Source organism: Xanthomonas prunicola (assembly GCF_002846205.1).
Taxonomy (GTDB): domain Bacteria; phylum Pseudomonadota; class Gammaproteobacteria; order Xanthomonadales; family Xanthomonadaceae; genus Xanthomonas; species Xanthomonas prunicola.
On record NZ_PHKV01000011.1, the window covers coordinates 20,975 to 46,433 of the forward strand.

Annotated in this window: 20 protein-coding genes and 1 pseudogene; 12 read left to right on the plus strand and 9 right to left on the minus strand. The window is 60.1% G+C overall.

Annotated features, from left to right (window positions below; genetic code table 11):
* Nucleotides 1–86 precede the first annotated feature (86 nt).
* The 7 genes from dpgA to XpruCFBP8353_RS20210 all read left to right on the plus strand — a co-directional run bounded on the left by dpgA (nt 87) and on the right by XpruCFBP8353_RS20210 (nt 7,474).
* Nucleotides 87–1,181 (plus strand): 3,5-dihydroxyphenylacetyl-CoA synthase DpgA, encoded by a 1,095-nt coding sequence (gene dpgA, locus XpruCFBP8353_RS20180; protein ID WP_101364830.1) that lies wholly within the window; start codon nt 87–89, stop codon nt 1,179–1,181.
* Nucleotides 1,182–1,220: 39 nt separating this feature from the next.
* Entirely contained in the window at nt 1,221–1,964 is a 744-nt protein-coding gene (gene dpgB / locus XpruCFBP8353_RS20185; RefSeq protein WP_101364831.1) for an enoyl-CoA-hydratase DpgB, read from the plus strand.
* Nucleotides 1,961–3,238 (plus strand): (3,5-dihydroxyphenyl)acetyl-CoA 1,2-dioxygenase DpgC, encoded by a 1,278-nt coding sequence (gene dpgC, locus XpruCFBP8353_RS20190; RefSeq protein WP_101364832.1) that lies wholly within the window; start codon nt 1,961–1,963, stop codon nt 3,236–3,238. Before dpgB ends, dpgC begins: the two co-directional genes overlap by 4 nt.
* Nucleotides 3,235–4,581: an aminotransferase-like domain-containing protein gene (locus tag XpruCFBP8353_RS20195; RefSeq protein WP_101364833.1), complete on the plus strand. Its 1,347-nt coding sequence runs from the start codon at nt 3,235–3,237 to the stop codon at nt 4,579–4,581. Before dpgC ends, XpruCFBP8353_RS20195 begins: the two co-directional genes overlap by 4 nt.
* A complete protein-coding gene (gene dpgD, locus XpruCFBP8353_RS20200; protein WP_101364834.1) occupies nt 4,578–5,375 on the plus strand; it encodes an enoyl-CoA-hydratase DpgD in 798 nt (265 codons plus the stop codon). The genes XpruCFBP8353_RS20195 and dpgD overlap by 4 nt, the downstream gene beginning before the upstream one ends.
* A 76-nt stretch (nt 5,376–5,451) precedes the next feature.
* Complete coding sequence (locus tag XpruCFBP8353_RS20205) at nt 5,452–7,158, plus strand: cyclic peptide export ABC transporter (protein ID WP_101364835.1); 1,707 nt, start codon at nt 5,452–5,454, stop codon at nt 7,156–7,158.
* Nucleotides 7,159–7,255: 97 nt separating this feature from the next.
* Complete coding sequence (locus XpruCFBP8353_RS20210; RefSeq protein ID WP_003468470.1) at nt 7,256–7,474, plus strand: MbtH family protein; 219 nt, start codon at nt 7,256–7,258, stop codon at nt 7,472–7,474.
* 103 nt (nt 7,475–7,577) lie between these two features.
* On the opposite strand, the gene XpruCFBP8353_RS20215 is transcribed toward XpruCFBP8353_RS20210, so the two are convergent.
* Together XpruCFBP8353_RS20215 and XpruCFBP8353_RS20220 are read right to left on the minus strand one after the other, a co-directional pair.
* Nucleotides 7,578–9,176 carry an MBL fold metallo-hydrolase gene (locus tag XpruCFBP8353_RS20215; RefSeq protein WP_101364836.1) on the minus strand — a complete coding sequence of 533 codons (1,599 nt, stop codon included), beginning with the start codon at nt 9,174–9,176 and terminating at the stop codon, nt 7,578–7,580.
* A gap of 44 nt (nt 9,177–9,220) precedes the next feature.
* Nucleotides 9,221–10,804 carry an MBL fold metallo-hydrolase gene (locus XpruCFBP8353_RS20220; RefSeq protein ID WP_101364837.1) on the minus strand — a complete coding sequence of 528 codons (1,584 nt, stop codon included), beginning with the start codon at nt 10,802–10,804 and terminating at the stop codon, nt 9,221–9,223.
* A 199-nt stretch (nt 10,805–11,003) separates the two neighbouring features.
* Between XpruCFBP8353_RS20220 and XpruCFBP8353_RS20225 the strand changes: the two genes are divergently transcribed.
* Entirely contained in the window at nt 11,004–11,957 is a 954-nt protein-coding gene (locus tag XpruCFBP8353_RS20225) for a TauD/TfdA family dioxygenase (RefSeq protein WP_101364838.1), read from the plus strand.
* 467 nt (nt 11,958–12,424) lie between these two features.
* Here the strand turns inward: XpruCFBP8353_RS20225 and XpruCFBP8353_RS20230 are convergent, their stop codons facing one another.
* The gene (locus tag XpruCFBP8353_RS20230) at nt 12,425–12,796 is read right to left on the minus strand and encodes a winged helix-turn-helix transcriptional regulator (protein ID WP_101364839.1); all 372 of its coding nucleotides are present in this window, start codon (nt 12,794–12,796) and stop codon (nt 12,425–12,427) included.
* 114 nt (nt 12,797–12,910) lie between these two features.
* On the opposite strand from XpruCFBP8353_RS20230, the pseudogene XpruCFBP8353_RS20235 reads away from it, so the two are divergent.
* From XpruCFBP8353_RS20235 to XpruCFBP8353_RS20245, 3 genes and pseudogenes are all read left to right on the plus strand, one after another.
* Nucleotides 12,911–12,991, plus strand: a pseudogene (locus tag XpruCFBP8353_RS20235) (FMN-dependent NADH-azoreductase); the annotation flags it as partial.
* An 11-nt stretch (nt 12,992–13,002) separates the two neighbouring features.
* On the plus strand, nt 13,003–13,959 hold the full coding sequence (locus XpruCFBP8353_RS20240) for an SDR family NAD(P)-dependent oxidoreductase (protein WP_101364840.1): 957 nt from the start codon (nt 13,003–13,005) through the stop codon (nt 13,957–13,959).
* Entirely contained in the window at nt 13,956–14,591 is a 636-nt protein-coding gene (locus XpruCFBP8353_RS20245) for a VOC family protein (RefSeq protein ID WP_101364841.1), read from the plus strand. Before XpruCFBP8353_RS20240 ends, XpruCFBP8353_RS20245 begins: the two co-directional genes overlap by 4 nt.
* 2,365 nt (nt 14,592–16,956) lie before the next feature.
* On the opposite strand, the gene XpruCFBP8353_RS20255 is transcribed toward XpruCFBP8353_RS20245, so the two are convergent.
* From XpruCFBP8353_RS20255 to XpruCFBP8353_RS23555, 6 genes are all read right to left on the minus strand, one after another.
* Complete coding sequence (locus XpruCFBP8353_RS20255; protein ID WP_101364843.1) at nt 16,957–17,961, minus strand: AAA family ATPase; 1,005 nt, start codon at nt 17,959–17,961, stop codon at nt 16,957–16,959.
* Between the two features lie 59 nt (nt 17,962–18,020).
* Complete coding sequence (locus XpruCFBP8353_RS20260) at nt 18,021–19,874, minus strand: hypothetical protein (RefSeq protein ID WP_101364844.1); 1,854 nt, start codon at nt 19,872–19,874, stop codon at nt 18,021–18,023.
* Entirely contained in the window at nt 19,867–20,586 is a 720-nt protein-coding gene (locus XpruCFBP8353_RS23545; protein ID WP_133125686.1) for a hypothetical protein, read from the minus strand. Before XpruCFBP8353_RS23545 ends, XpruCFBP8353_RS20260 begins: the two co-directional genes overlap by 8 nt.
* 759 nt (nt 20,587–21,345) lie before the next feature.
* Nucleotides 21,346–22,044 (minus strand): DUF6710 family protein, encoded by a 699-nt coding sequence (locus XpruCFBP8353_RS23550; RefSeq protein ID WP_133125687.1) that lies wholly within the window; start codon nt 22,042–22,044, stop codon nt 21,346–21,348.
* A 100-nt stretch (nt 22,045–22,144) separates the two neighbouring features.
* A complete protein-coding gene (locus tag XpruCFBP8353_RS20270; protein ID WP_101364846.1) occupies nt 22,145–22,663 on the minus strand; it encodes a hypothetical protein in 519 nt (172 codons plus the stop codon).
* Nucleotides 22,664–22,736: 73 nt separating this feature from the next.
* On the minus strand, nt 22,737–23,612 hold the full coding sequence (locus XpruCFBP8353_RS23555) for a hypothetical protein (RefSeq protein WP_133125688.1): 876 nt from the start codon (nt 23,610–23,612) through the stop codon (nt 22,737–22,739).
* 874 nt (nt 23,613–24,486) lie between these two features.
* On the opposite strand from XpruCFBP8353_RS23555, the gene XpruCFBP8353_RS20280 reads away from it, so the two are divergent.
* Complete coding sequence (locus tag XpruCFBP8353_RS20280) at nt 24,487–24,879, plus strand: hypothetical protein (protein WP_101364848.1); 393 nt, start codon at nt 24,487–24,489, stop codon at nt 24,877–24,879.
* The last annotated feature ends 580 nt before the right edge of the window (nt 24,880–25,459 follow it).

The following is a 25,459-nucleotide window of genomic DNA, read 5'->3' on the forward strand; positions in this document are numbered from 1 at the left end:
ATGGCGCGCGCACTGCCGCTCAACGTGCATCACACGCACTAGTCGTTTGGCGATCCATCCTGGGCAACGCTGGAACCTGGACACGCATGAATTTCAATGCGGATGTTGCATCGACGCACGCGCGGCAATCCATCGCGTCGCGCATTCGTGGCGTTGGTACCGCCACGCCTGGTAGCCGCTACTCGCAGCCCGATGTGCTGGAGCGTTTCGGTATTGAAGATCAGCGCCGGCGCCTGGTGTTTCTGCGCAACGGCATTGACTCTCGCAGCCTGGTCCTGCCACGGCGCGAAGAGACAGCGGCAGCACCGAGTGAAACGCAGGCGCAGCTGCTCGACAAGCACCGCGAGATCGGCCTGGAAATCGGCGAGCGTGCACTCCTGCGCTGTCTGCACTCGATCGGTGCGCAGCTCAATGATGTGCAGTATCTGTGCTGCGTCACCACCACCGGGCTGCTCACGCCCGGCTTCAGTTCGTTGTTGATTCAACGCCTGGGATTGCGTCAGGACTGCCTGCGGCTGGATGTGGTCGGGATGGGCTGCAACGCCGGCTTGAATGGCTTCAACGCAGCGGTCAACTGGGCCAATGCCAATGCCGGAAAGCTCGCGATCCTGCTGTGCATCGAGGTGTGCTCGGCGGCCTACGTCGACGATGAGGGCATCGAGACGGCGGTGGTCAACAGTTTGTTCGGCGACGGCGCCGCAGCGTTGGCAGTGATCGCCGACAACGCCGATACCCACAGCGGGCCACGCGTGTGCAAGTTCGCCAGCCAGGTGATTCCCGAGGCGCTGGATGCGATGCGGTTCGTCTGGGACCAGGCGCAGGGCAAGTTCCATTTCCGCCTGCACAAGGACGTCCCATACGTGGTCGGCGCCAATGCGCCGACCGTGGTCGACCGCCTGCTCGAGGGAACCGGTCTGCGCCGCCGCGACATCGCGCACTGGCTGGTGCACTCGGGCGGGCGCAAGGTCATCGACGCGATTTCGGCCAACCTCATGCTGACCAGTCACGATATGCGCCACACCATCGAGGTGCTGCGCGAACACGGCAACATGTCCAGCGGTTCGTTCCTGTTCTCTTACGCACGCCTGCTCGACGAAGGGCACGTTCGTCCCGGCGACTGGGGCGTGATGATGACGATGGGGCCGGGGTCGTCGATCGAGACCGCGCTGCTGTGCTGGTAAACCACGCCTGATTCCCATCTTCGTTTCAGTGGAATTTTCATGAGCGATCCTGCAAATCCTGTGTTGCATCTCGTCCACCTGACGATCGACGCCGCCAGCGCGCTGAGCGACGACCAGATCCAACGGCTTACCCGCGCCTGCGATGCGGTCGAAGACGCCAGCTCACCGGCGATTATGATCCTGCACTTGCGCGGCACCACCGCACCGTCTGCGGCGGCGTGCTGGCCGGGCGCAGTGAGTCTGGACTTGGTGAGCCGCTGGGAAAAGGCGATGCGCCGCTTCGAACGCCTGCAAGGGCTGTCGCTGGCCTGGATCGAAAACACCTGCTCGGCCGGCATGCTGGATCTGCTGCTGGCGACGGATCAGCGTATCGCCACGCCCACGGCCAGCGTCTGCCTGCACAGCGGCGAAGCCGCATGGCCAGGCATGGCGATGCGGCGCATGAGCACGCGCCTGGGGATGGGCGCGGCGCGTTCGGTGTTCCTGTTCGAAACGCAGCTCTGTAGCGCGCGTATGGCGCAGCTGGGTGTGGTCGATCAGCTCAGCGACGATGCGCAGGGCGCAATCGCCGCATGGCTGGCGACGCTGGCCGGCGTCGATGTGCAGGTGTTGCCGAATCGACGTTTGTTGCTGCTCGAAGGCGCCGCCCATTCCTACGAACAAGCCCTGGGACAGCATCTGGCCGCCTGCGATGTGGAGCTGCGACGCCGGCAACTGCGCGCCCTGCATCCTGCGCCTGCCGACGGGGCACAGGATGTTCTTGCACAGGCGGTTTCCGCATGAATCCGCTGGCCGATGACATGGCGCAGTTGCATGCACTGGCGGGTTGGTCCGAGCAGGCGCTTGTCGCCTTGCCGCCGCGCGCGCAGCGCGATCCGCTGCAGGCACAGCGGGCAGCAGCGATCCACACGCGCTGCCGGTCCGCACGGATGGATTTCATGCGCCGTCATGGCGACTGGCTGTACGGGACGCTGACCCAGCACCGGACTCTGGCGCTACGCCTGGACGAGGTCTTGCACGCTGCCGCCAAGCTCGTGCCTGGGCTGTTGCCGAGTCAGGCGCAATGGGCGCAGGACGGCGCGTGCATCCAGTCGGAAAAGGAAGGCTGGGAGATCGAACAGGGCATCGTGTTATGGGGCGTGCTGCGCCAGCCGGAGTGCGGGCACCATCTGATCGAGAGCCTTCTGCGGCCGACTGCGCGCGCGCTCGAACTGCTACCAGAATTCCGCAGCCAGGGGCACTTGCAGATCGGCCCGATCCATCTGCAGCGCCGCGATGGCGTTGCCTGGTTGACCGTCGCCAACCAGACCGGCCTCAACGCCGAGGACAACGCCTTGGTCGAGGCGATGGAAGTGGCGGTGGATCTGGCCTTGTTAGATGACCAGGTCACGGTCGGCGTGGTCCGTGGCGGCCCGATGCAACACCCCAAATACAGCGGGCGGCGGGTGTTCTGTTCCGGCATCAACCTGCAGCATCTGCACCAGGGGAAGATCTCCTTCGTCGACTTCCTGCTGCGTCGCGAGTTCACCTATCTCAACAAACTTCGACGCGGCTTGTGCTGGCCGGGCGCCGATGCGCTCGAGCACAGCATCGAAAAACCCTGGGTGGCTGCGGTGGACACCTTCGCCATCGGCGGGGGCCTGCAGTTGTTGCTGGTGTTCGACCATGTGGTGGCCGAGCGCGACGCGTATTTCGTCTTGCCTGCCGCCAAGGAGGGCATCGTCCCGGGCTCGGCCAATCTGCGTCTGGGTCTGCGTGCCGGGCAGCGGGTCAGTCGTGACATGATCCTGCGCGGTCGCATCATCCGCGCCGAGGAGCCAGATGCCGCAGGCTTGGTCGACGACGTTGTCGACGCTGGCGACATGGATGCGGCAATCGCCCGGGCGGTCGAGCAGATGCGCAGCGAAGCGGTGGCGCCGAATCGGCGCATGCTGTGCATCGCGGAAGAATCGCCGGAGGATTTTCGCCGCTACATGGCCGAATTCGCCCTGGTACAGTCCAGCCGCATCTATGCCGACGACGTGCTTGCGCGCCTGCGCCAGCGGTGGGCGGCATGAGCGCCCACGCCAACGCCGTATCGGCCGATCTGCAGCCGTCAGCGGTGGCGATGCTGGACCCGACGCAATTGCATCCCTGTCTGGGTGAGCCGGTCATGGGGGCGATCGATTTTCTCAACGAGGTGATCGACCGCTACCCGGATGCCATTTCGTTCGCGCCGGGCGCACCGGCGCCGACCTTGCTGGAACCGCTGGATCTAAGCGCGCATCTGCACACCTATCTCGCCCACCTGGCGCAGACCGAGGGTCTGAGTGCGTTGCAGGTGCGCCGCCGTCTGTTCCAGTACGGCCCCAGCCGCGGCATCATCAATGCGCTGCTGGCGCAGGCGTTGCGCCAGGATCAGGGCCTGGACATCGCGCCGTCGAGCATCGTGGTCACGGTGGGTTTTCAGGAAGCGATGTTTCTGGTGCTGCGGGCGTTGTTCGCCGCACCCGGCGATGTCCTGGCGGTGGTGCAGCCGTGTTTCGTCGGCGCAATGGGCGCGGCGCGCGCGCTCGATATCCCGCTGCTGGGCATCGACGAGCACGATGGCCGCGTCGATGTGGAGCAGTTGCATCGTGCCTGTACCGCGCTGCGCGCGCAGGGCCGCCGCGTGCGTGCGCTGTACGTGGCTCCGGATGCTTCCAATCCCTCCGGGAGTCTGCTCGATCGCCAACAGCGCCAGGCCTTGCTCGATGCGGCCGACGCACACGACTTCTGGCTGCTTGAAGACAGTACCTACGGTTTCACTATCCCCCAGGCGCAGCGCCTGCCATCGCTCAAGGCAATGGATCGCACGGGCCGGGTGATCCACATGGGCACCTTCGCCAAGATCGCCTTGCCGGGCATCCGCGTCGGTTTTGTGATCGCCGATCAGTGCGTGGACGGTCGACCGCCAAGCCTGCTGGCCGATGCGCTGGCCACGCTGAAGAGCATGCTGACGGTCAATACCTCGCCGGTCTGCCAAGCGATCGCTGCCGGCATGCTGTTGAGCAGCGGTGGCTCGCTCGCGGCCCTGGGCTCGGAGCGAGCGGCCTTCTACCAAGGCAAGCTCGCCCGCCTGCTGGCTGCTTTGCAGCGCGAACTGGGCGATCTGGCTGCCGCACATCCGGGCGTGCGCTGGAATCGTCCAACGGGCGGCTTTTTCGTCTGTCTGCAGCTCGGTGTGCAGGTCGATGCGGACTTGCTGGAATTGTCCGCGCGCGACCATGGCGTGCTGTGGACACCGATGCGCATGTTCTACCTGGACGACGGCGGCCAGCACAGCCTGCGCCTGTCGTGCAGCTATCTCACCGACACGCAGATCGACGACGGGGTCAAACGCCTGCGCCGCTTCCTGTGCGACCCTCGGGTGCTCGGATGAACGCCGCGCCGGTGCTGTTCGAACGCGACGGCCATGTCGCCCGCATCACCTTGAACCGCCCGGCGGTGCTCAATGCGCTCGATCTTGCCACCCATGCCGCGCTCGCTGAGATCTGGGACGCCTTCGAGGCCGACGATACGCTGTGGGTTGCCGTGCTCAGCGGCAGCGGGGAGCGCGCGTTCTCGGCCGGTCAGGATTTGAAGGAACTCGCCGCACGGCTGGCTGATGGCGTACCGTCGTCGTCGTTCGGCAGCCAGGGGGCGGCCGGTTGGCCGCGCCTGACCGAGCGGTTCGACCTGTGCAAACCGGTGATCGCCCGGGTCAATGGCCTGGCCCTGGGCGGCGGCTTCGAACTGGCGCTGGCCTGCGACATCATCGTTGCCTGCGATACCGCCGAATTCGCATTGCCCGAAGCGCGGCTCGGCCTGATCCCCGGCGCCGGCGGCGTGTTCCGTCTGACCCGGCAATTGCCGTACCGCAGCGCCATGGGCTATCTGCTCAGCGGCCGACGCATCGGCGCGGCGCGTGCGCTGGCGTTGGGCCTGGTCAACGAGGTCGTGCCGGCCGCGCAGCTGGATGCGTGCGTGGACGGTTGGCTGGCCGATCTGCTGGCCTGTGCGCCGCTCTCGCTGCGCGCGATCAAACAAGCGGCAGCCAAGTCGGCGAACCTGCCGCTGGCCGATGCCTTTGCGGCCCGCTATCCCTGGGAAGAACGTCGGCGCCACAGCCAGGACAGCCGCGAAGGGCCACTGGCATTCGTGGAAAAACGTGTGCCGCACTGGTGTGGCCAATGAGCGCGGCGCTGCTGCAGTCGCTTGGCCGCGTGTTGGTTGATGCAAGACGCCCCCTCGCGACCACTGGAGCGCGGCCATGCTGATCCAGCGCTATCTGCGCCGTCATGCGCGCATCTTGGCCGGCGTGTCGTTGCTGTCGGCAGCCAGCGCCGGCACCTCGATGTTGCTGCTGGATTATCTCAACACCACCGCCACCGATGCGCTACAGATCGATACGCGCGAGGCGCTGCTACGTGGTGCGCTGCTGCTGGGCGCCGCACTTGTCGTGCGCCTGTTGTCGGCACGTCTGGCCGCGCGCGTCAGCAGCGGATTAATGGCCGATCTGCGTACGGAGTTGTCGGCGCGCTTTCTGGAGTTGCCGCTGGAACGGCTGATGCACCGCAAGCATGCGGTGTTCGGCGCGCTGATCGGCGATGTCGGTCGCTTGGCGCAGATGATCCAGATGGGCCCGGTGCTGTTGACCAATAGCCTGTTGTCGCTGGGCGGGCTGCTGTACCTGGCCTGGGTGTCGCTGCCGCTGTTCGCGGTGGTCGTGCCTTTCATCGGTTTGTCCGGCGCACTGTTCTACGTGACCCGGCGCTTCACCGGCCCCGCCTACGACCGCATGCGCAAGGCCGAGGAAACCCTCAACGGCCTGCTGCGCACGCTGGTGGAGGGCAAGAAAGAACTGACCCTGTCGCCGGCCCGTGCCAATCACTTCGCAAGGGCCGAGCTACGCCCAGCGATCGAGCGCGCCCGCAGTACTCAATTCGACACCAGCATGCACTGGGGCATCAGCGATGCCTGCGCCGAGTTGATCGGTTATGGCTGGGTGCTGGCCGCGATCCTGGCCGGCCGCTATCTATTCGACCTGCCGTCGGCCACGATCCTGCAATTCGTCATCACCGGGCTGTTTATCAGCGGCCCGCTCAACGCGCTGTTCGATCTCGGTGCCCAGGTCGGCAGTGCATCGGCGAGCGTGCGCCACCTGCGCGAGATGGGACTCGACGATGCGCCATCGGCGCCGTCCTCGGCAGCGGCAGCCACCGACGTGATGCCGGCGTGGACGACGCTGCGCCTGGAACAGGTGATCTATCGCTATGCCGGCGACAACGGCGATCACTTTCAGTTCGGCCCGGTGGACTTCACTCTGCGACGCGGCGAAACGGTGTTCGTCACCGGCGGCAACGGCAGCGGCAAATCGACCTTGCTGCTGCTGCTCAGCGGCTTGCTGCGCCCCAGCGAAGGACGCATCCTCGTCGACGGGCAGGCGCTGGAAACCAGCCTGACGCTGGCCAGCTACCGGGCGATGTTCAGTGCGGTGTTCTTCGACTTCATGTTGTTTTCGCATGTGATCGGCTCTGACGCCGCGCCTGCCGATCCGGCGCAGGTGCAGGACTGGCTGGAGCGCGTCGACCTTGCCGCGAAGGTCGCGTTCGACCAGGCCGACGGCGTGTTCGCCAGCGTGAATCTGTCGCAGGGGCAGCGCAAACGCCTGGCCCTGGTGCAGGCCTGCCTGGACGATCGCCAGATCATGCTCTTCGACGAATTCACCGCCGATCAGGACCAGGCGTTCCGGGAACGTTTCTACACCGTGCTGTTGCCCGAGTTGCGCGCACGCGGCAAGACGCTGGTGCTGGTGACCCACGATGCGGGTTACCGACATCTGGCTGACCGCGTGCTGTCGCTGGACTATGGTCACGTGGTCGAACCGGCGCACACGCGTAACGCGCCGTTGCCTGCGGATGTGCGCGGGCTGGCGCTGGAAGAACTGCAGGTGCCCGGCATGTCGTCGGGAACCTGAGCGAGAGAACACGGGCGCGTCGAACCTGCGGCCGGCGCCCGGCGCATCGCCCGATGCGTGCAACACGCCGCGATTCATTCCCACCGGAGACGTACAGATGTCGATCCAAGACGACGAGCAAGACCAGATCTATGTGGTGGTCATCAACCACGAAGAACAATATGCATTGTGGCCGGACTACGCCGACGTACCGAATGGCTGGTCGGTGGTGTTTGGCCCGAACCCAAAGCAGGCCTGCCTGGACTACGTCAACGAACACTGGACCGACATGCGTCCGAAGAGCCTGCGCGACGCGATGGCAGCGGCGGGACATTGAGTGTCGCCTCGTCCTCCCTCCTGACGCTACGTCGTCGGGAGGGCAGGGCGGTTGGGAACCTAAGCAACCCACACGACAAGGACACGCAAGCGCGTGTCGAAGCTCAGACGGCAGGCAGATTCAGTTCCTTCATCGCGAACAGACGCTCGCCGTCGATGCCGCGCGCGCGGCAATGGGCAAGGAAGCGATCGGCCTCGCGCAGGCCCAGGTGCTCACCGGACTGGTTGATCGCCAGGACATGATTCAACCAGGGCTCCTGGCCCATCGCGTACACGTAGGCACGGCGGGCCGGCCAACGTTCGATCAGCGCGATGGCCTCGTCCGCATGCGAGCCGCGGTCACGCCGGCTGCGATCCAGCTTGGGATCGATGCGTCGCGTCAACAGATGTCCATAGCCCCAGCTCAGCGGCGACCCTTCGCATTCCATGCCCAAGAACAAGGCATCGACGGGCCCCAGTTCCGCGGCGATGTGCCGGTACAGGCTGGGATCCAGATTGCAGGAATCGGCCAGGCACGCTGCACTGCAGCCCTTGAGGCGCACGTGATAGCCAGCCTTGCCCTGGATATCCAGATCGCTGTGCTCGCCAAGGAAGGGCAACGCGGTGATCGCCCCATCGGGCAACGCGATACGTTCGAACTCGTGCAGCTCGATCACCCGCTCGAATCCGAGCGCCTGCAGCATGAGCTTCAACGAGGGGTCCTGCAGGCGACGGCCGGCACTATGCGGCACCACCACGGTCCCGATGCGGTGGCGTAGCCGCAGCAAGGTTTCCGGTCGGATGTGATCGCTGTGGCCGTGGGTAATCAGCACGTAGTCGATTCGCTCGGGCAGATCGGCCAGGGTGTAGCGGGGCAGATCCGTCGGATAGTCGTAGGCCACGAACGGATCGGTAAGGATGCTGACCTGATCCGATTCGATCAGCAGGCAAGCATGGCCCAAATAGCGGATGCGCACCCCTGCGGCAGGCGGGCGATGGCGCTGCGGTGGCGGCGCAGCGTCGAACAACGCCGCAAATCCCGCCCGCTGCGACGCGGCGACGCCGAGCAGTTCGGCCACTTCGTCGATCACCACCTGCGCGCGTTCCGCGCGGAACAACGTATCCAGCCGCGCATCGTTCCAGGGCAGGGCGAGCACCGGGGTTTGCGGCGATTCCAGTACCGGCGTACTGCGTTCGTACGGCAGCCAGTCGCGTTCGACCAGGCCGAAGGCGAACTGTTGCAGGTCGCGTCGATAGAAACGGCTGCGATACAGCAGGCCTTCGAGCAAGCGCAGGCCGGGATGATCGTTGAGGTCGTAGACCAGCTCGACCAGGCCGGCCAATTCGCCGGGAATCTGCGCGTACAGCGATTCCAGCGACTGTCCGCTCGCCTGCTGGCGCAACAGATCCTCCAGCGCCTGCAACGCGGCCGCCAGTGCCAGTGCATCGCCTTGCGCGACGCGGGTGTGTTCGAGCAACTGCGCGATCTCGGCAGTCTTTGGCGACGGATAATTGATCCACGGGCCGCCCATCAAGGCCGGGTCACGTGCCGCCTGTGCATGCTGTTCGGGCGCGCGCAGGTAGGATTCCAGGATCGGCAGCTGCTGCTTTGCTACCACCAGCGCGGACTGCACCGGCGGGATCAACATGTCCCACAAGATCCAGTGGTTCAACAGCGGGCGCGCCACCGCATTGGCGCGCAGGTAACCTTGTGTGTCGGACATGGGGGATGCCTGGGTTAGAGCGATATCGGTTAGAGCGATATCTCTTAGAGCACGATCTCGCAGCGGCCGAACAACAGCTCGGCATGGCGTCCTTTCGCACGCGCACTCGCTTCCAACGCGCGTGCCTCGCGGAACTGCGGCAAGTCTTCGGAGTACAGAATGCTGGTGATGTGCGTGACCCAGGGTTCGGCACCCATGGCGTAGACATACAGCCGTTCGGGCAGGAAGAAGTCCTGCAGTGCGCTGGCCAGTGCGCAGTCGCAGCCGTCCAGGCGGCGCGATTGGTCTTCGCCCCGGGTCAGCATCTTCTGCAGCAGCGGGCCGTACAGCCACGTCGCCGGCGCACCGACACACTCCATGCCAAGGAACATGCAATCGATCTTCGGGAACAGTGCCTTGAGTTGCGCGTAGCACTCCACCAGCGGCGGACGCGAATCGGCGAACAGCACGCATACCTTGCCGTCCAGCTCGACTGCATGGACCAGCTTGGCGCGGATATCCAGATCGGCATGCTCGCCGTAGAACGGCGCGCCGACAATTCTTCCCTGCGGAAAGCGCAGTTCCTCGTAGTCGGCCAGTTCCACCACATTGGCGAAGCCGCAGTGCTCCAGGCACAGCTTCAACGAAATATCCTGCAAATCACCGCCGCCGGCACGCCCGACCACCACGGTACCGACGCGGTGACGGATGCGTAGCAGTGCTTCCATCACCACATGATCCTGATGCGGATGGGTGATCAGCAGGTAGTCGATCTTGGCGGGCAGATCGTCGAAGGTGAAATGGTCGATGGCGCATTCGCCCGAATAACTGATCAGCGGATCGATCAGGATGCTGACCCCCGCGCCTTCGATCAGCACGCATGCATGGCCGAAGTAACGCACGCGCACGCCCTCAGGTGCGGGGTGTTCGGGCAGCGGCGCATCGGTGAGCAGCGCCAGTGCCTGCGCGCGCGTGGTGCCGGCAGGCGCATGGCGCAGGATCAGATCGAGCAGGGCATCTGCATCGGACATCCCGCCGCACAACTGGTCCCAGAACGGATCGGCAAAAGGCACGCTCAACTCCAGCGAACCGGCGGCCGACGGTAGCTGCGGGGTGCTCAACGCGAACGCGCGTTCCTGTTCGCTGACAGGTTCCAGCACCGCCGTCTGCAGGCCGGTGTCGTAGGCGTCGCTGGCATAGAACTGGCGCTCCATGAAACGCACGCCAGGCTGCTTGCTGACATCGTAGAAGATCTCCAGCTTGGCGCGGATCAGCGGATCGATCTTGGTGTACAGACCGGCCAGGCCGGCACCCTTGGCTTCGTTGTGCAGCAGCTCATACAGCGCGGCTATCGCCTCGGCGTAGCGCAGCTGGGGCGCACAACGCTGCAGGGTGTGGTCGCGCAGCTTGCGGATATCGGCGACATCGCCGGCATGGTCGATGAAGGGACCGCCACGCATGTCAGGCTCACGCAGGGCTGCGCGGTGCTGTTCCGGATCCTCCAGAAACGACTCCATCATCGCCAGATGCGAATGTTCGGTGTACAGCCCGAAGGTCAGTGGGGAAATGAGATACGGATGCGCGAACCAACCATTGATACGCGGAAGCAGACGGACGTGTTCGGAGAGTCGCAAACGGGGGGATGTCATACGGTAGCAACCGCGCAGAGCATAGCCATGGTGCGTCGCAGTCTGTTTTTGAGCTGTGGCTGATGCTTGCTTCATCGTGGCAGGCACTTGCCGCAGCGCGCCAATGCACGGCGTCTCTCTGTTCAGGGCGAAACGCGTCCCGGACAATGGCAATCGCAGCGGCTACGACAACCCCCCGTTTCATAATCAATGAGGACATATGCTGAAATATTCCCCGTTATTTGAAAGCCGGAAGGGTCCGACGATCATCTCGCCAGCGAGCGGGCGGCACTCCCTGCTCGATGCCATCGTCCCGGAGATGCCGCATTACCGGCAGGAACTCAACGAACGTGGCGCCATCCTGTTACGTGGTTTCGATGTCTCGGAAGTCAAACACTTCGATGCATTTGTCGAAGGTATATCGCAACAGCAGTATCGATACGTCTATCGATCCACGCCGCGGACCGAAATCACCAACCGGGTATCGACGGCAACGAACTATCCGGCGCGCCTTGAAATTCCGATGCACAACGAGAGCGCATACCACACGACCTGGCCACTGTTGGTAGCGTTCTGCTGCATCGAAGCACCCGCCGAAGGAGGGCAGACACCGATCGCCCCCATGCGCGAGATCACCCGCAATATTGGCTCCGACCTGCTTGAGCGACTGGAAGAAAAGGGGGTTGAATACATCCGCCATTACCACCCGAATATCGACCTTCCCTGGCAAACCGTGTTCCAGACCGAAGATCGATCGCAGGTCGACGAGTACTGCGCAAGCAGTGGCATCGCTTCCCACTGGGGCGCCGACGGTTTGCTTCGCACCGCGAACCGAGCGCAGGGCACCGCGTTGCATCCGGTCACGTCAGAGAAAATCGTCTTCAACCAGGCGCACCTGTTCCATGTTTCCAGCCTGGGGCGCACGCAGGCCCAAGCCATGATGAACATGTTCGGCGCCGACAAGCTACCAAGGCATGCACGCTTCGGCGACGGCACGGAAATCTCCGAGCATGATCTGCAGAGAATCCAACAGGCGTTCTCCAGCGAGGCGCTCGTGTTTCACTGGCAGCCCGGCGACGTCCTGCTGCTCGACAACATGACATTCGCGCACGGCCGTAAACCATACAAGGGATCGCGCGCCGTATTCGCAGCGCTGATGGAGCCTAGTCGCTGAATCCACTGACCTACGCACGGGTGCGTGCCACGCTGTCGCCTCGCGTGCTGGTTGCAGCGGAAAAGTGGCGCGTTTGTATCCATGTCTATGCCAACGATGGATTGAGGAAGTGCAAGGGCAGGGCTGCTTCCGAGCCGATGTTCGCAGCTGGGCTGGGTCGGCAGACTGCCAACTCGCATACGCAGCCCTCCCCCTGCGACGAGCGAACCACTACTGCCCCTACCGACAGATTGCGTCGAAGGTGGTGTTTGGGCGGTTCCGGAAGCGCGGTTTGATATGGCCAGCACGCCGACCGCCTCAGATCCGCGCGAGGCTTCTTGCACTTGCATGACAGAGCAGGGCACGCGCTACGATCTGCCGCAGCCTATGTGCCGCACGCTTGCGCGCAATGGCGCTCCTTACAACCCGTACAAGGACGTGCGCCAGCAACAACAGCAGGCGCAGACCGGGCAGGTGGCCCACAAGCGCTATCTGCGGGCGCCCTCATCCCCTCGCTTGCAATCACCTGCCCACGCAAAAATCGCCTCGAACACTGGCTTCAGTCGCTTCGCATCATCCGTGATTTCGTACTCGACGCGAGGAGGTACCTCCGCATACACCGTCCTGCGCACCAGGCCATCCGCCTCCAGTTCCCGCAGCTGTGCCGTAAGCATGTGCTGAGTCACGTCCGGAATGGCCCGCCGCAGCTCATTGAAGCGGTGCAGCCGCTGGTCGAGCAACCACAAGATTTCCAGCTTCCACTTTCCGCTGAACAACGCCACGGCGCGGCGCATATGCTCGCGCAGCACCGCGATATCGTCCGGGGAGCCTTTGCAGAGCTCAATGGTATGTTTTTTCATACTAGGTATTGATAATCATCCTTCTTGATAGATCAACTGTACCTGCATAAATTCATGCTCTGCAAGGGAACTCGATTACCGACTTCTCGAAAAGCCCCACCTCAACGGGACATCATGAATATTCTGCATATCGACTCCAGCATCCTTGGAGACTATTCGGTCAGCCGGCAACTCACCGCTGCGGTCGTGGCGCGCCTGGAAGCGGCATGACGCTGGACTCCCGCTCTGACGAGATCCATGACGCCGGCGAGCGCAGCGTGCGCGGGTCGAACTTCGTCTTCTTCGGTGGATCAACCGGCATCGCAAGAGCCACTGCGCTGGAGTTGGGTCGCCGCGGCGCGTCGGTTCTGATTGTCGGCCGAGGACGACAAGCTGGTCAGGCTGCTGTCGATGCCGTCGTTGCGGCCGGCGCCACGTCCGCCGATTTCCTTGCCGGCGACCTGTCTACCGTCGCTGGCATCCATTCTGTTGCAGAAGGCGTCAAAGCCTGGCGTCCGCAATTGCACGGCATCATGCATACCGCCATGGCCGCGTTCAACCGCAAACAAGTCACGGCCGACGGGTTGGAGTTTGCCTTCGCATTGCAATACTTCGCCAGGGCTGTCCTTAACCGCGCATTGGTCGATCACCTCGCGGCCTCAGGCGATGGTCGCATCGTGCATATCGCGGGCGATGTTCCTGCCTTCATCCGTCCCGATCTGGACGATCTCCAGTTCGAGCGGCGCAAGTGGGGATTCTTCAAATCGGTACTGGGCACCCACGCACTGGGCTTCCTGCACATTCAGGAAGCGGCACGGCGTTGGCATGATCTCCCCGTCACGATCAGTGCATCCTGCGTTGGTCCAACCAAGACAAAGGCCATGGCACAGCCCGAAATGCCGCTCGTCATGCGGCTGATGGGCTTGGCGGGCACCACGCCGGAAGTCTCCGCCATGAATGCCGTCAGGTTGCTCACCAAGGCATCTGCGCAAGACGCGAACGGGGCAGTGTTGCGCAAGCCAAAGCGCTACAGCCCGCAATCCTTGGCACTTGATCCGGCTGCCTGCGAGAAGCTGTGGAACATCACAGGAGAACTCGCCCATCGTCATGGACTGACACTGCCCTCAGTGACGGGGAATTCACCCACCGTAGGCCCTTTCAGCAACGGGAGTGAACTCACATGATTCTCAACACGGAAGCGGTTCTCCATCCGAAACTTCAGCACGTTGGCTTGTTGACGGGTGACCTGCAACGGCTTCTGGACTGGTACACGCCCGTCCTCGGTATGCGTCTCGTCAGCGCATCCAGCAATCCAACCGCCGCTGCTGTCGATGCTCCGGCGGCCGCCATCAAGGCGGCCTTCCTGAGCAACGACGAGGTGAGTCATCGGCTCGCCGTCATCGAAGTTCCCGGCCTCACCGAAGATCCTGAGCGCTCCCAGCACCAGCGAGTCCAGCATCTGGCGTTTGAACTCGGTTCGCTTGACGACCTGCTAGGCACGTATCTCCGCCTCAAGCGGATCGGCATCGTGCCGGTGTTCTCTGTGGATGAAGGGCCGCAGACCGCGTTCTACTATGAGGACCCCGATCGCAACAGCGTCGAGATCAACGTCAACAATTACACCGATCGATGGGCTGCACTCGACCACATGCAGACATCGGCTGCATTTGCCCGCAAACCGCTGGGCATCGATATTGATCCGGACAAGTTGGTGGCAGCACGGCAGGCTGGAGCTACGCCCTGGGAGTTGCACTTGCGCGCCTGCCAGGAGGAGTTTTTGCCTCAGGCGGCCTTCGATGTATCAAAGGTAATTTGACCGCATTACTCGGTTATTCCTTGGAGAGGCTCTCGTCCCAATGATTGCCCGAACGACGAAATCTTCAAGTCTCTGCGGGGCGTATACCGCCACTATGGCATCACTGGCATCCAGGAGGCGGACACGATCGGTACCGTCCTCGGCTTAGTCAAGCAGCCACTCCCGCTGATGGTTGCCGGCATCGGCAGCATCGCGATGGAGGCGGGGCCTGGCTGCACGATCGTGCGTCCGTATGTCGGCGGGGCGCCGCAGTCTGTGCGAGGCCTTACGAGTGCGGCGACATGGGTACTGCCGATCGAAAACCTGACGACCTTCCATTTGGCTGCCGGAGCGCTGACGGGCGGGGAAGATGGACTTGTGGTATTCACTGGGTCAGCAGCACAGTGCCAAACCCGGAAATTCCAGGTTGGCGGTCCAGGCGCGCATGGACCACGCCATGCGCGTATGAGGGCAGGGTAAGCATCATCGTGCTATTCCTCTTCCTGCTCGCTGCCGCGCGAGCGCTCCAGTTCGATGAAGCCGGCGGCCTGCAATGCGTCGTAAACGTCCTCATCGGAGAAACCGGTGAAGTCCTGGCGCTGGGCCGCGAAGTTAGTGAGCAGATAGTTCAGAATGGGGTGTATGTCTTCGGGAACGGGGGCATTTCCTCCGCGGCAATCATTCGCCTATGCAGCTGATTGACGGGGAAGAGTCGCCCCACCCGTAAGTCATTGATTCGCATGGCACGGACATCGAGGCGGGGGTGGGTATCGGTACATGTCTCTGCAGACAAGCTGCCTCATGCTTCACGAGCTGCGGAAATGTTGCCCCAGATTTGCTGAGCAACGGAAAAGCTACCTCAAAATTGGCGAAACGACCGAGAAGATGCCCTTAATTTCTTAATCTCTAGATTCACCTCGGAATGACGCGCCGAGCGCGGCTCTTCCGCTTTATGGATTTGGACTTCTTCGTCGGCATGGGGGCCGCATGCTCTTGAGGAGTAGAGCTTCTTTGGATCGCTGAGGAGGGTGCCCACGCTATTCGTACCCGATCAATCCCACCAGAGCAGATTGTTAATTCGATCAGGGGTACTTCAAGGCGCAGCGGCTTTAGCTGTTCACCTGACCATGAGGGCTGCAGCACCAAGGTCAGTCCTTGAGCGTAGCCCCGGCACAGGCTTGCCATCATCGCATCCACTATGTGCCGCCGCCCCACCACTTGGCCAAGCGACCTGCCGATGCTTGCCTGAGGAGACATGTGCGTGTCAGGCGGTCCAATCAGACGACACGCTGTCAATGACAGAGCCATACCGCAGGCAGTGGTCACTTCTTTATCGATCACGTTCAAATTCAACCAAGCATGCCCGTTCTCGGAGAGTCCATAGGGCGCGATTAATATATATCCTGATTTGGGCGTAGCGTCTGTCTCATAGGCCGGGTCACGATTCAAGCTGCCATCAAAGGCCACGACGTCGTCGTTGCAGCCGCAATTTTTTAGTACGCTCTGCGTTACCTTGGCGAGGGCTTGGAAAGCAAAGCGAGGTAAGGGTGCGGAGCGAAACGTCTGAGAGCCACCCAGAAGTGACCATCCCCATAGAGCATCCGGTGCAGGATCGGGCCCAGCCCCTTCAAAGCACATCAGCTGTGCTGTCGTGGGAGCGGACTCCGTCGATTGAAGCATTGTGGGCAGCGCAGCTAATGTGGCGAACGCCTCGTCCCAGCGCTGGTTCGATTCCGGAACAGAGATTACCCGGTGACGCCGTTCCCGCGTTGCCCAAGCGAGATAATCATCTGTCCAAGCGGCGCACTGGACCGCCGGGAATGTGCGCATTTCCGCCAAGGCAATGCGTGCATCTGCGGCCGTGTATCCGCAGCGGCAGATACCAAGCTGATCCTTCTCGTTGAACCTTGCGAACTGAGTAGCCCCGCAGCTGGGGCATGTGCAGGTCAGTGGAGAGCCGTGCCAAGGACAACGACGCACGGATGGAAGCTGAAATAATGCGCAATGATAGCCGTGGCAAGCACACTCCCAGCACTGACGCAGAGGACGAGAGTGACGATTGAAAAGTTCTGGACAATCAATTGGTGACCAGGTATCTGGTGTCCAATAGTTGCTAACGCTCGTGGCATCCAGGCCCAACGCCCCTAGAAGGGTGGATCGGGTCTTGCCGGCCCTCTGAGTGGCTAACAATACGTCTAGCCCCTTTCTGTTTTTTAAACCCAAAGCGGCTAGCTCTCCGCCGGTTGGCAGGGCGAATCTGGCGATTCGTTGTACCAGCCCATACCCGGAGATGTAGGGATAGGGGCTGAGATCAGCCCCTATAACACGTGGCACAATCGGCTGACCTTCAATTTCGTGCAACCAACTCATAGTTTGTGGCCTTCGATTAACCGCCCGGAGGCATGCGCATACGAGCCCGTACGTACTCAAGACGCAGGTAGCCGCAGTTCTGCAGGGCCATCGCTATTTGGTCTCCTGTGAAGCCATTGAAGTTCTCCTGACGGAAAGCAATTTCGCAAAGCAGTTGCCGAACCATCAACGTGAAGGTGGCCATTGGCCACGCTTTACTTTCGGGAAGCTTGCCCTTCTTCCTCATCTCGCCCACCACTTCCCAGATCAATGAGGCCTGGCTGCTCAGTCGCCATCCATTGTCGAAAGCCTGCTTAGCGAAGTAGCGGCTGTAGGGCATTTCCGGATTGGGCCACCAACTACTGTCGTAGCCGTTGAGCGCGTGCTTGACCTCTTCCAGCCCCACCAGTGGCCCGAAAGGTGTAGTAGCCATGAACCAGCGCCGGATACTGTGCGTACCACGATCGCGCCAATCGTCTCCTACCTCCACGCCTTCGGCATCACTCTGGCGAATCAGGACAAGGAATAGATTCAGGCGATCCTGAAGGATCATGCTGTCCAGATCCTCCATGTACTCGTACTCCGCTTCAGTGATCCTCTGAGCATTGTCGATGAACAGCACCATCCTGCTTACGCCGGCTTGTCCACATCGACTTCCAATGAGGTGGCGGATTTTGGCCATGCCAACTGCAGATGTGGTGCCGCTGGAGGTGCCAATTCCTATCCGCTCATTCATGGTGGACCAGAACGCTCTGTCAGTGCGGCGGATCCCGCTGGCCATGACCATTCGCATCGCGACTGCCATGGGCTGCTTATCAGTGTTGATCAACCATCGAGACGCGTTATCTGTCAGATAGGTAATTGCCGTAGTTTTTCCGATGCCTCCGCCACCATATGCAGAGCATCCATGGTGTCCCTCAAAGATGTTCGTTCTAATAAAATTAGCGAGTCGTTCTGTCGGCTTTGTATTGATTTGATAGCCGTCGGGAATCAGAAGTGGATGGACCTTATTGGTGATAGAGTTGACATGAGGACTATTCATATACTCGACTCTGGCAGAAGAATGCAGATGGTCTTGGGCGAGCGGCGATTAAAACCTAGTTACTCATCCAGGCTCACCCATCCATCGGAAGCAATTCGAAGTTCTGCGCTGTAGTAGTCGGGCCCACTTATAGGGCGCGATTCCTGCGTAAAAGCGGTATCCATGCGAGCGAGCTGGTCTACAGCTAGTTGTGAGGTCTGTGCTTTATTGCGCAAGAAGGCGATATAGGCAGCCACAGCGCAGTCGGCACCGGCAATGCTGAAGCCCGAGCGATTTTTGACCCATTGCATGATCAACTTGCGGGTGGTTTCGTCGTGTGGTGTTCTGTCCCATGGTGAGGCGGCTCGCGCTGCACAAAGTGGGGCAGTTGCACTGCGCATCAGCATCAGGCTGCGCAGATCGTTTCGGTTGATTCGAGCCATCACTGTCTTGCCAACTAGTTCCCAGCGCCCCTCGAGACCCGCACTGCGGTACTTTACGTATTTGTAGTTAACGTGCGGCACAACACCCTGAGACTTGTTCCCATGAACGACTAGGGGAGCCATGACCGTACACAATTCATCTGCATCTTGCGCGCCGGTGTCGGGGCTGAAGTCGAATGCAGAACTGGCCTGCGATTGTAGGAATTGCAGAGGCGACAGGCTGCCCAAGGCAGGGTGTACGGTGGCGTTGTAGTTTGCGACTATTACATCGATCAACTCCTCGAACGCACCCAGCTGAAAAGCGTGGTCATCACCGTGAACCTTGCTGATCCGAATCTTCGAATCGCCTAAACGTTTGGCCGGCTCGAAGCCACCTGGGATACGGCGAAGTGCACCTCGCTCCAAACGGGAGAACAACTGCTCAACAATTGGCCGAGAGCGCGGTTGTTGGGCGCGCCCGAAGATCAGTACGCCGCCTCGGGAATGGCAGAAGGACGCTTCCAAGTCGCATGCTGAGTGAGCAAGGGCGTTATCCAGCGCAATGGATCTGGACCGCCTCGCGGCTAGCGCCGGTTCCAACCCCGTCGGCATGCCCGCTCCCGGCGCATATGACAGATTCGGGATTGTCAGTTCACGTGGAACCCACGGCCTCAGTCCCACCGCTAAGCAGGTGGCCACATCGAGATTGCTATAGCCACGACCAACTCGAAGTGACCAAGACACAATAGCTCGGGAGCGTGTTTCAACTTCAATGAGCAACCAAATTGTGGTGACCGATTTCTCGACGGTGCCACCAAGCGGCACGTCCACACTCAACGTGCCCTCCACATCAATGCGATGTGCATCAAATTCGGTGCGATCAAATATTCGCCCTCTGAACGCATCTTCCAGCTTGCGCACAGGCACTTGCTCAACTTCTAGAGTGCCAGGTACTACCGCCATGATCCGAGAACGGCGAAGGTAGTCCAGAAGTGCGCGTCTGCCTCGATCTGGTGTGTTCAACGGATAGTGGTCGGCCAAGTCCTGGCGCCCCAATTCCGCGCAGATGCGCTCGTGCAGACGATCAAACCCCCTGGGAGCGCGACCGGGGGGGAGAGGCTGCTGGTAGCCCTCCACCCACGTGCGGATTAGCGGTAACGCCTGCAGCAATTGGCGCATTGCCCCTGGGCCGGCGGCGCTAGGTACACGGCCGCCGACGTCACCAGCAGTGCCATGACTATAAGTTCCCCAGGGGACGCAGACGCGAAAGCCATTAGGCATTCCGTCCGCGTGCCTGCGTGGCGCTGCTTCAGCCATACGTGCAAGCCGTTTGCGGCACAATTGATTAGCAGCAGCAGCGCGGGAGAAGGAGAGTTCACCGGTCAGTGCGGCAGTCAATGCGGCCCTGGCGCGGCGATAGTTGGATCGATCCGCCTCCTTAAGCTCCACCTCGTTAGGGCAGTACCACTCGGCCAGCTCCTCGGTATCGTAGAGTCTGCGCGGGTTAGCCATGGGCGAGCTCCAGCACCGCATCACTTGAACCCGGGGAGTGGTCTACAAGCGCGAGGATGCCTTGATGGATCATCCAGGCAACCGTGGCCCGAGTTTGGTGCGCGGTGTAGGAGAGGGCAGAGATCAAGCTGGCCAAGTTCAGGCGCGGCGCACGTCCTAGAAGTTCTTTGACCTGCTCTGCGATGGCGGCGCGAGCAATGATCCGTTCGCTATCCCAGACCAATGGCAGGAGCTCGTAGCACACGGCCACCCGTGCCAGTGAGGAGGTCAGCTCCAACTCAGTCATGCAGGTGAGTAGCACGCCGTTCCGGACGCCGATTTCGATAAGTTCTTCTCTTGCGGGAAGCATGACGACGCCGCTGCTACTACGGGCGGTGCGTGCAGTCGGGATGAGGAGATGGAACTGCTGACTTCCGTTGGCCATATGCGACCAGAAAGATAGATCAACGGATGTCTTGAGCGACAGCTGGAGCTGACGGGGCCGTTCCACATATGCTCGAACTGCAGAGTCGAACTCTAGAATCAGACCCAATGCAAAGTGGGCGGGATCCGCCACGGTGACGACCCGCCGGTTGCGCGGAGATTGATACACGAACACCTCTTGCCGGCTGCGTTGTCCTCGAGTCAGCTGCCGTGGGGTGTAGTTCAGTGAAGGATCGACATGGTGTGTCAAGGTCGTGCCTATGGCACTGGCTGCTGCTCCAACAGTCATTTGCGTCTCCTGAAAAATGGTGCACAGGGGCACCACGCCACTTGTGACGGGGGCAGGGCAGGGCGCAACGCTCCAGTTGCCGAACTCGGTCGGCCCTGAAAGGCGGTAACACTCTGCCAGCCATCCGTCACGGAGGCTTGACTAGGTAGGAGAAATGCGGGAGCCTAAGCATCGAGTCCTTAGTGCTCCTCTACCTCTCGCTCCGACGAGAGGAAAATGCCCCCGCGCCAACGGGGGCATTTCATTTCAGATGGTCAGAGAATTAAAAACTACTTGTCATGCACTGTTTTCTCGAGTGTGGGATATCGGGCATTCCGATGTAGATGCGGTTGAGAATGCGACAGATCTGTGAAGTGGGGTTGTCCTAGCAGCGCCGCCTCAAGTTCCAACGAAGCCACGGCGAAGCTGCAATGTGGTGCTCAGGCGAGCACATCATTTGTCAGAGGATCCCTCGCCTGGCCGGCAGCGCTCCATTAGATAAACGACGCTAGCAGGCCGCGCAGTCTGGCGCAACACCCTGTGTTTGAGGCCATTGGCTTATAACAACGAAAGTTGGTTACTCACTTCTTGTTTTCGTAAACTCATTTGCCAATGGGTGTTGCACGAGCTGCCATCAGACTCGCAGACCGAAAGGCCTCGGATTGAGTCAAGTCGGGTTCGGGGATATCTCGAGGAGAGGCGCGCCCTGAACTTGTAACCCCTTCTTAGTAGGGATGGGCGGCATTCTTGGCGTGAATAATCGTTAGTAAATTGATCGTTTTAGTTTGGCCGGGAGCTTTTGTGAATCATGCGCCCAATTTCAAAAACTGCAGCTACACGAGGATCATGTACATCACAGATCCGGCGTTTTTCTTCAAGCTCATAGAAGGCAGTTCCATCCGCAGCTAACTCATCAAACAGATATGAGAAATCCAGTACCAAATAGGGAATGACTGTGCCTTCGCCGGCTAAAATTCCTGCAGCGATAGAGTGATTTCCACCCGTGACGAAACCGATTCGCCATGGCAACCACAGCTCAATTGCATGATTTAAGTCTTGACGCCATTCCCCTTGGCAGCCATGCATTGTATTTGGGGTAAGCGAAGTTTTTTTGGTGCCTATCGTCGCCAATGCACTGGCGTAGCTTGTCTCTTTCCATGGCCAAGGGAGGACGATGTCGCGAGCAAGCGAGATTGGATACTTGCCTGGATCAAACTCTGATGGGCGGATGGTCATTCCGTCGCTTTCATAAAGCCTGTCACGCACTGCGGGACCGAAAAACGTCTGCCACTGGATCGGAGTCTTTGAGCCATGTCCAAACTCGGCGATTGACAAGATATGTTCTGCTTGCATGGGCCTCAGGATAGCTTTAACAAGGTCTTGTAAACCTGCAGGGTTTATGTCGGCAATGGCTTGAGCCGTTCTCATTAGATTGTTAAATCGCGAATTTGGAAGATTATTTTTCTTAAAAAATTTCAATTATTCTTTTTTCTTTTGACGTAAAATCCACGGCCTAATCAATAACCTCCATAGATGCAGGGCATGACCAGGGCTCTTTAGTGGAGGTATTCCTTCAAATTTATTTTTCAAGGTCATTCTCGAAATTGCCTTTAAATGATGCTTCATACTCGATCGGATCCGGGGGCTGAATGATCAAATGGATCTGGTCATCGCGCCAGACCCACCGGCGATCTTCAGGCCACGCCAGTGCAGCAAGAAGAAGCCTCTCGGTAAATGCCCTAATCCTGGTCAGGTCCACATCCATCAGGTCTAGGTCGGAGGTGCGGGCGGCATGGAACAACTCATTCCTGAACCCAGATGCTCGCTTCATTCCAGCGGCGAACCCTTCTGAGGTCCACAGGTCGGATGTCTTGATCGAGTAAGCCTCGACAACCCTGCCGATTCTCGATGCAAGCGATGCACGCCGCAGTTCCGGAAGCTTTTCCTGCATATGCGTGGCGGTTTTCTTAGAGATGGTTTCTGCGTCGGAGAGTTCCTTCAGAGATGCCCGCAGCACTTTTTCAACCTTCTTCCAGGATGCTGGCCCGATCAGCAACACTTCTTCACTTTCGCAAACGGCGTTGACGATGGTCTCCATAGCAGAAAAGGCAGTGAAGTACGCAGTTTCGAGAAAGCTGACATAGGAATGCGAAAGGAAGCCGATACCTTGGTCAAGTGATTTGCTTTGAGGGTGTCCTTTCAGAGCATTGACCAGATCCGAAAGCCCCCCCCCCTCGTAAGTTCGAGGTATCGATAAGTTCGCTGCCGCCTACCTTTTCCCGGCTTCTATACCACTTACGCCTGTAGGTAGCTCGTTTGATGGGATCCTCTTCAGGCCCTTCCCACAGATATTGAATCTCGTATGCATCGACCGGTTGCCTGTAGCAAAGGGAAAGTGCACTGCAGATCGGAAAGATTTCCTCGAGCAATTTTTCATGCAAAGACCTCAGCGTCTCGCCTACTCGAAGCTCGATCCTGCCCACCAGGCGAAGGCGCTGGATGCGATGGAGGACCTTGTCGCCGAAGGCCGTCCCGTCAAGGTAGTCGTACGCCTCCATCGCCTCGATTGGGCCAAGACTCGTTTGAACAAGAATCTGTTCTTCTTCGCCATGTGTGGTACTGATGTTTCCATTGCAATGAAGTTCGACCGAGCCGTAGCCGGTGAGGATGCCACTTGGCTGGAGGCTAACGGTAAAGCTCACATCGACAGGTTTTATGGCGGGATCACGATCGATGCCGATCTCTATGGCACCCACCTCCAGCTTCAAGCTTGTGAGACTCGACTGCCATCTATTGAGCCCGAGCAAGTTGATGGAGTCTCCGCCCTCGTTGATTGGATGGAGCTTTACTAAGTTGATGTCAAGGGCATGGACTGCAAGGTATGCCTCGGCACGTTCCTCTTCGCCGCCCAAGAAGAGGACCTCAACCTCGAGGGAGGTTGGATCATGCTTCTCATAGCGAATGGAAGCAGCGGAGCGCAGCGGCACTGGTTTATCTGGCTGTAGTGCAAAGTGCCCTTGGATGTGCACCTTTCCATCTTTGCTCATCGTGCTCGGCCGGAGAAGTTCTGGATCAGGGATTCTCGCCTTGCAGCCGCGTTTTTCCTAGCCTGCCGAGCGGGCTGATCACCACTTGGCGTTGAGCGAGCCAGGAGGCGCGGACTTTCTGCATGTGATCGTGACTTTGATACCCGGGTACATGCGCTCGGTACGCTTAAAATGGGCATCTTCTCTATTTGCTCTTTAAAGATCTGCACGTTAGGTCGTGTCGCATTCCAAAGAGAACTACTGGCGGACGTGGCATGTCACCGAGTACTGCCAGCGGCTAGCGCGCAGGCCGGCAAGATTCGCGTAAAGCAACGATTGATGGTCTTTAAGGTCGCCTTCGCCTCCGCGTAGGCGGGAGTGAGGAGGTCGCCGTGCAGGTCGGATGGCCCGACATGGTTTATCAGGAAAATCCCATCCTTATCGTAGGATGACCGGAGCTCATGAGGCCAGTCGGTAGCCTCGGTACCGCAGCCAGAGCTATGCTGCTGTCGGAGTCGCTGATGAAGGTACTATTGTTCTTGCCGGGTTCTGTTGCGAACCACCTACTTTGACCGCATGTCCGCTGCTGGCCGAGACTGAACATTGGGCAGGGCAGGGGATTAGGGAGCGTTATCGGGGGCGGGATAGAGGTCCGCTCCTGGCCGTAGGCGGACCTGGACGCGGCTAAGAGTGCTAGAGTCAAATTTTGATGGAAAGCGGGCATGTACCGTAGCGAACGTCCTGGACCTTTATGCTTCGGTTTGTTAATCGGACCCAGCCGCGTTAAGATCGATTGGCGTCAACAGGATGGCACGCGACGTGCAGGGCACAGCGGGCAAGTAATTAGTCGTCGCCAGAGATAATTATTACATTTCTTAAAGACAAGGAGAGTTTCATGGTGCGTGACTTTGAATGCATTAAGATCGTCTCTTTCGACGACAATGCGGCATGTAAGACTGACCCGGACTCAGCCCTGTTCAATGCAGTGTTGAAATTATCATCCTCGGCTCCGGAGGAATGGGCTGACTACTTCAATCGGCGCTGGAAAGAACATTTCTATATGATGAAGCGTGACGCCTACGTCTCCGGCGATAGACTGGAGACCTACTGTGTGCTTAATGAGCTTCAGAATCTCATTATAGAGTTCAACAAGATTGTCGCCGAGACGAACAAGGCATACGCACAGCACTGGGAGCAGAAGCAGCGTGAAACTGCGCAAAAAGCCGCTGCCGATGCCGCAGAGCGTGAGAGCATGTCGAGGATCAAGAGTGGCTTGAAGTTTGATTGATTGATTTCTAAAAATTCATTCAAGCCGACGCCGCTTCGCGGCGCAGCTTAAATTAGATGCTAGGGTCTGCATTAGTGTGTTACATCGAAATAACACCCACTGGCCCGCTGCCCAGGCGAATGGACCCAACTGGGGATACGTCAACCTTGGATATGTGCAAGGTCAGGCCAGTGTGCACATAGCCATCGCGAAACTAAAAGCACTAGAGGTTTCCATCAAGGCCTCCGGCATCGAAACCGACAATGGAGTCGCCAAACGCCTCAAGGCCATCACTGGCTCCGGGCGATTACCTTGGAACAGGGCAAAGTGATTCCCAGGACGTGATTCAAGCCGCGTCAGCAGTGGTGCACCTCGATTGGGATAATCGGATCTTAGGTCGCGCGCACCGCAACATCTGGCAAGAGGGGTATGCACTGATCCCAAGGGTACACTCGTATATCTGGGCGAACTTAGCGGGGGATAGGCAAAATCTCCCCCGCGGGCTGCCAACAGTATAGTTGTCACTAGAATTCGTTGTGCCGCACCGTCGGACACGCAGGCCCCGATGCCGACCACCTTAGTGAAGTTAACATCCGGAATT

What these genes read in the sequence shown, in the direction of transcription:
- XpruCFBP8353_RS20245 (WP_101364841.1), top strand. Translation starts at nt 13,956, where the DNA reads ATGATTCTCAACACGGAAGCGGTTCTCCATCCGAAACTTCAGCACGTT.
- XpruCFBP8353_RS20260 (WP_101364844.1), bottom strand. Translation starts at nt 19,874, where the DNA reads ATGGCTAACCCGCGCAGACTCTACGATACCGAGGAGCTGGCCGAGTGG.
- dpgB (WP_101364831.1), top strand. Translation starts at nt 1,221, where the DNA reads ATGAGCGATCCTGCAAATCCTGTGTTGCATCTCGTCCACCTGACGATC.
- XpruCFBP8353_RS20215 (WP_101364836.1), bottom strand. Translation starts at nt 9,176, where the DNA reads ATGTCCGACACACAAGGTTACCTGCGCGCCAATGCGGTGGCGCGCCCG.
- XpruCFBP8353_RS20240 (WP_101364840.1), top strand. Translation starts at nt 13,003, where the DNA reads ATGACGCTGGACTCCCGCTCTGACGAGATCCATGACGCCGGCGAGCGC.
- XpruCFBP8353_RS20195 (WP_101364833.1), top strand. Translation starts at nt 3,235, where the DNA reads ATGAGCGCCCACGCCAACGCCGTATCGGCCGATCTGCAGCCGTCAGCG.
- XpruCFBP8353_RS20220 (WP_101364837.1), bottom strand. Translation starts at nt 10,804, where the DNA reads ATGACATCCCCCCGTTTGCGACTCTCCGAACACGTCCGTCTGCTTCCG.
- XpruCFBP8353_RS20280 (WP_101364848.1), top strand. Translation starts at nt 24,487, where the DNA reads ATGGTGCGTGACTTTGAATGCATTAAGATCGTCTCTTTCGACGACAAT.
- XpruCFBP8353_RS20255 (WP_101364843.1), bottom strand. Translation starts at nt 17,961, where the DNA reads ATGAATAGTCCTCATGTCAACTCTATCACCAATAAGGTCCATCCACTT.
- dpgA (WP_101364830.1), top strand. Translation starts at nt 87, where the DNA reads ATGAATTTCAATGCGGATGTTGCATCGACGCACGCGCGGCAATCCATC.
- XpruCFBP8353_RS20230 (WP_101364839.1), bottom strand. Translation starts at nt 12,796, where the DNA reads ATGAAAAAACATACCATTGAGCTCTGCAAAGGCTCCCCGGACGATATC.
- XpruCFBP8353_RS20270 (WP_101364846.1), bottom strand. Translation starts at nt 22,663, where the DNA reads ATGGAGACCATCGTCAACGCCGTTTGCGAAAGTGAAGAAGTGTTGCTG.
- XpruCFBP8353_RS20205 (WP_101364835.1), top strand. Translation starts at nt 5,452, where the DNA reads ATGCTGATCCAGCGCTATCTGCGCCGTCATGCGCGCATCTTGGCCGGC.
- XpruCFBP8353_RS23555 (WP_133125688.1), bottom strand. Translation starts at nt 23,612, where the DNA reads ATGAGCAAAGATGGAAAGGTGCACATCCAAGGGCACTTTGCACTACAG.
- dpgD (WP_101364834.1), top strand. Translation starts at nt 4,578, where the DNA reads ATGAACGCCGCGCCGGTGCTGTTCGAACGCGACGGCCATGTCGCCCGC.
- XpruCFBP8353_RS23545 (WP_133125686.1), bottom strand. Translation starts at nt 20,586, where the DNA reads ATGACTGTTGGAGCAGCAGCCAGTGCCATAGGCACGACCTTGACACAC.
- dpgC (WP_101364832.1), top strand. Translation starts at nt 1,961, where the DNA reads ATGAATCCGCTGGCCGATGACATGGCGCAGTTGCATGCACTGGCGGGT.
- XpruCFBP8353_RS20210 (WP_003468470.1), top strand. Translation starts at nt 7,256, where the DNA reads ATGTCGATCCAAGACGACGAGCAAGACCAGATCTATGTGGTGGTCATC.
- XpruCFBP8353_RS20225 (WP_101364838.1), top strand. Translation starts at nt 11,004, where the DNA reads ATGCTGAAATATTCCCCGTTATTTGAAAGCCGGAAGGGTCCGACGATC.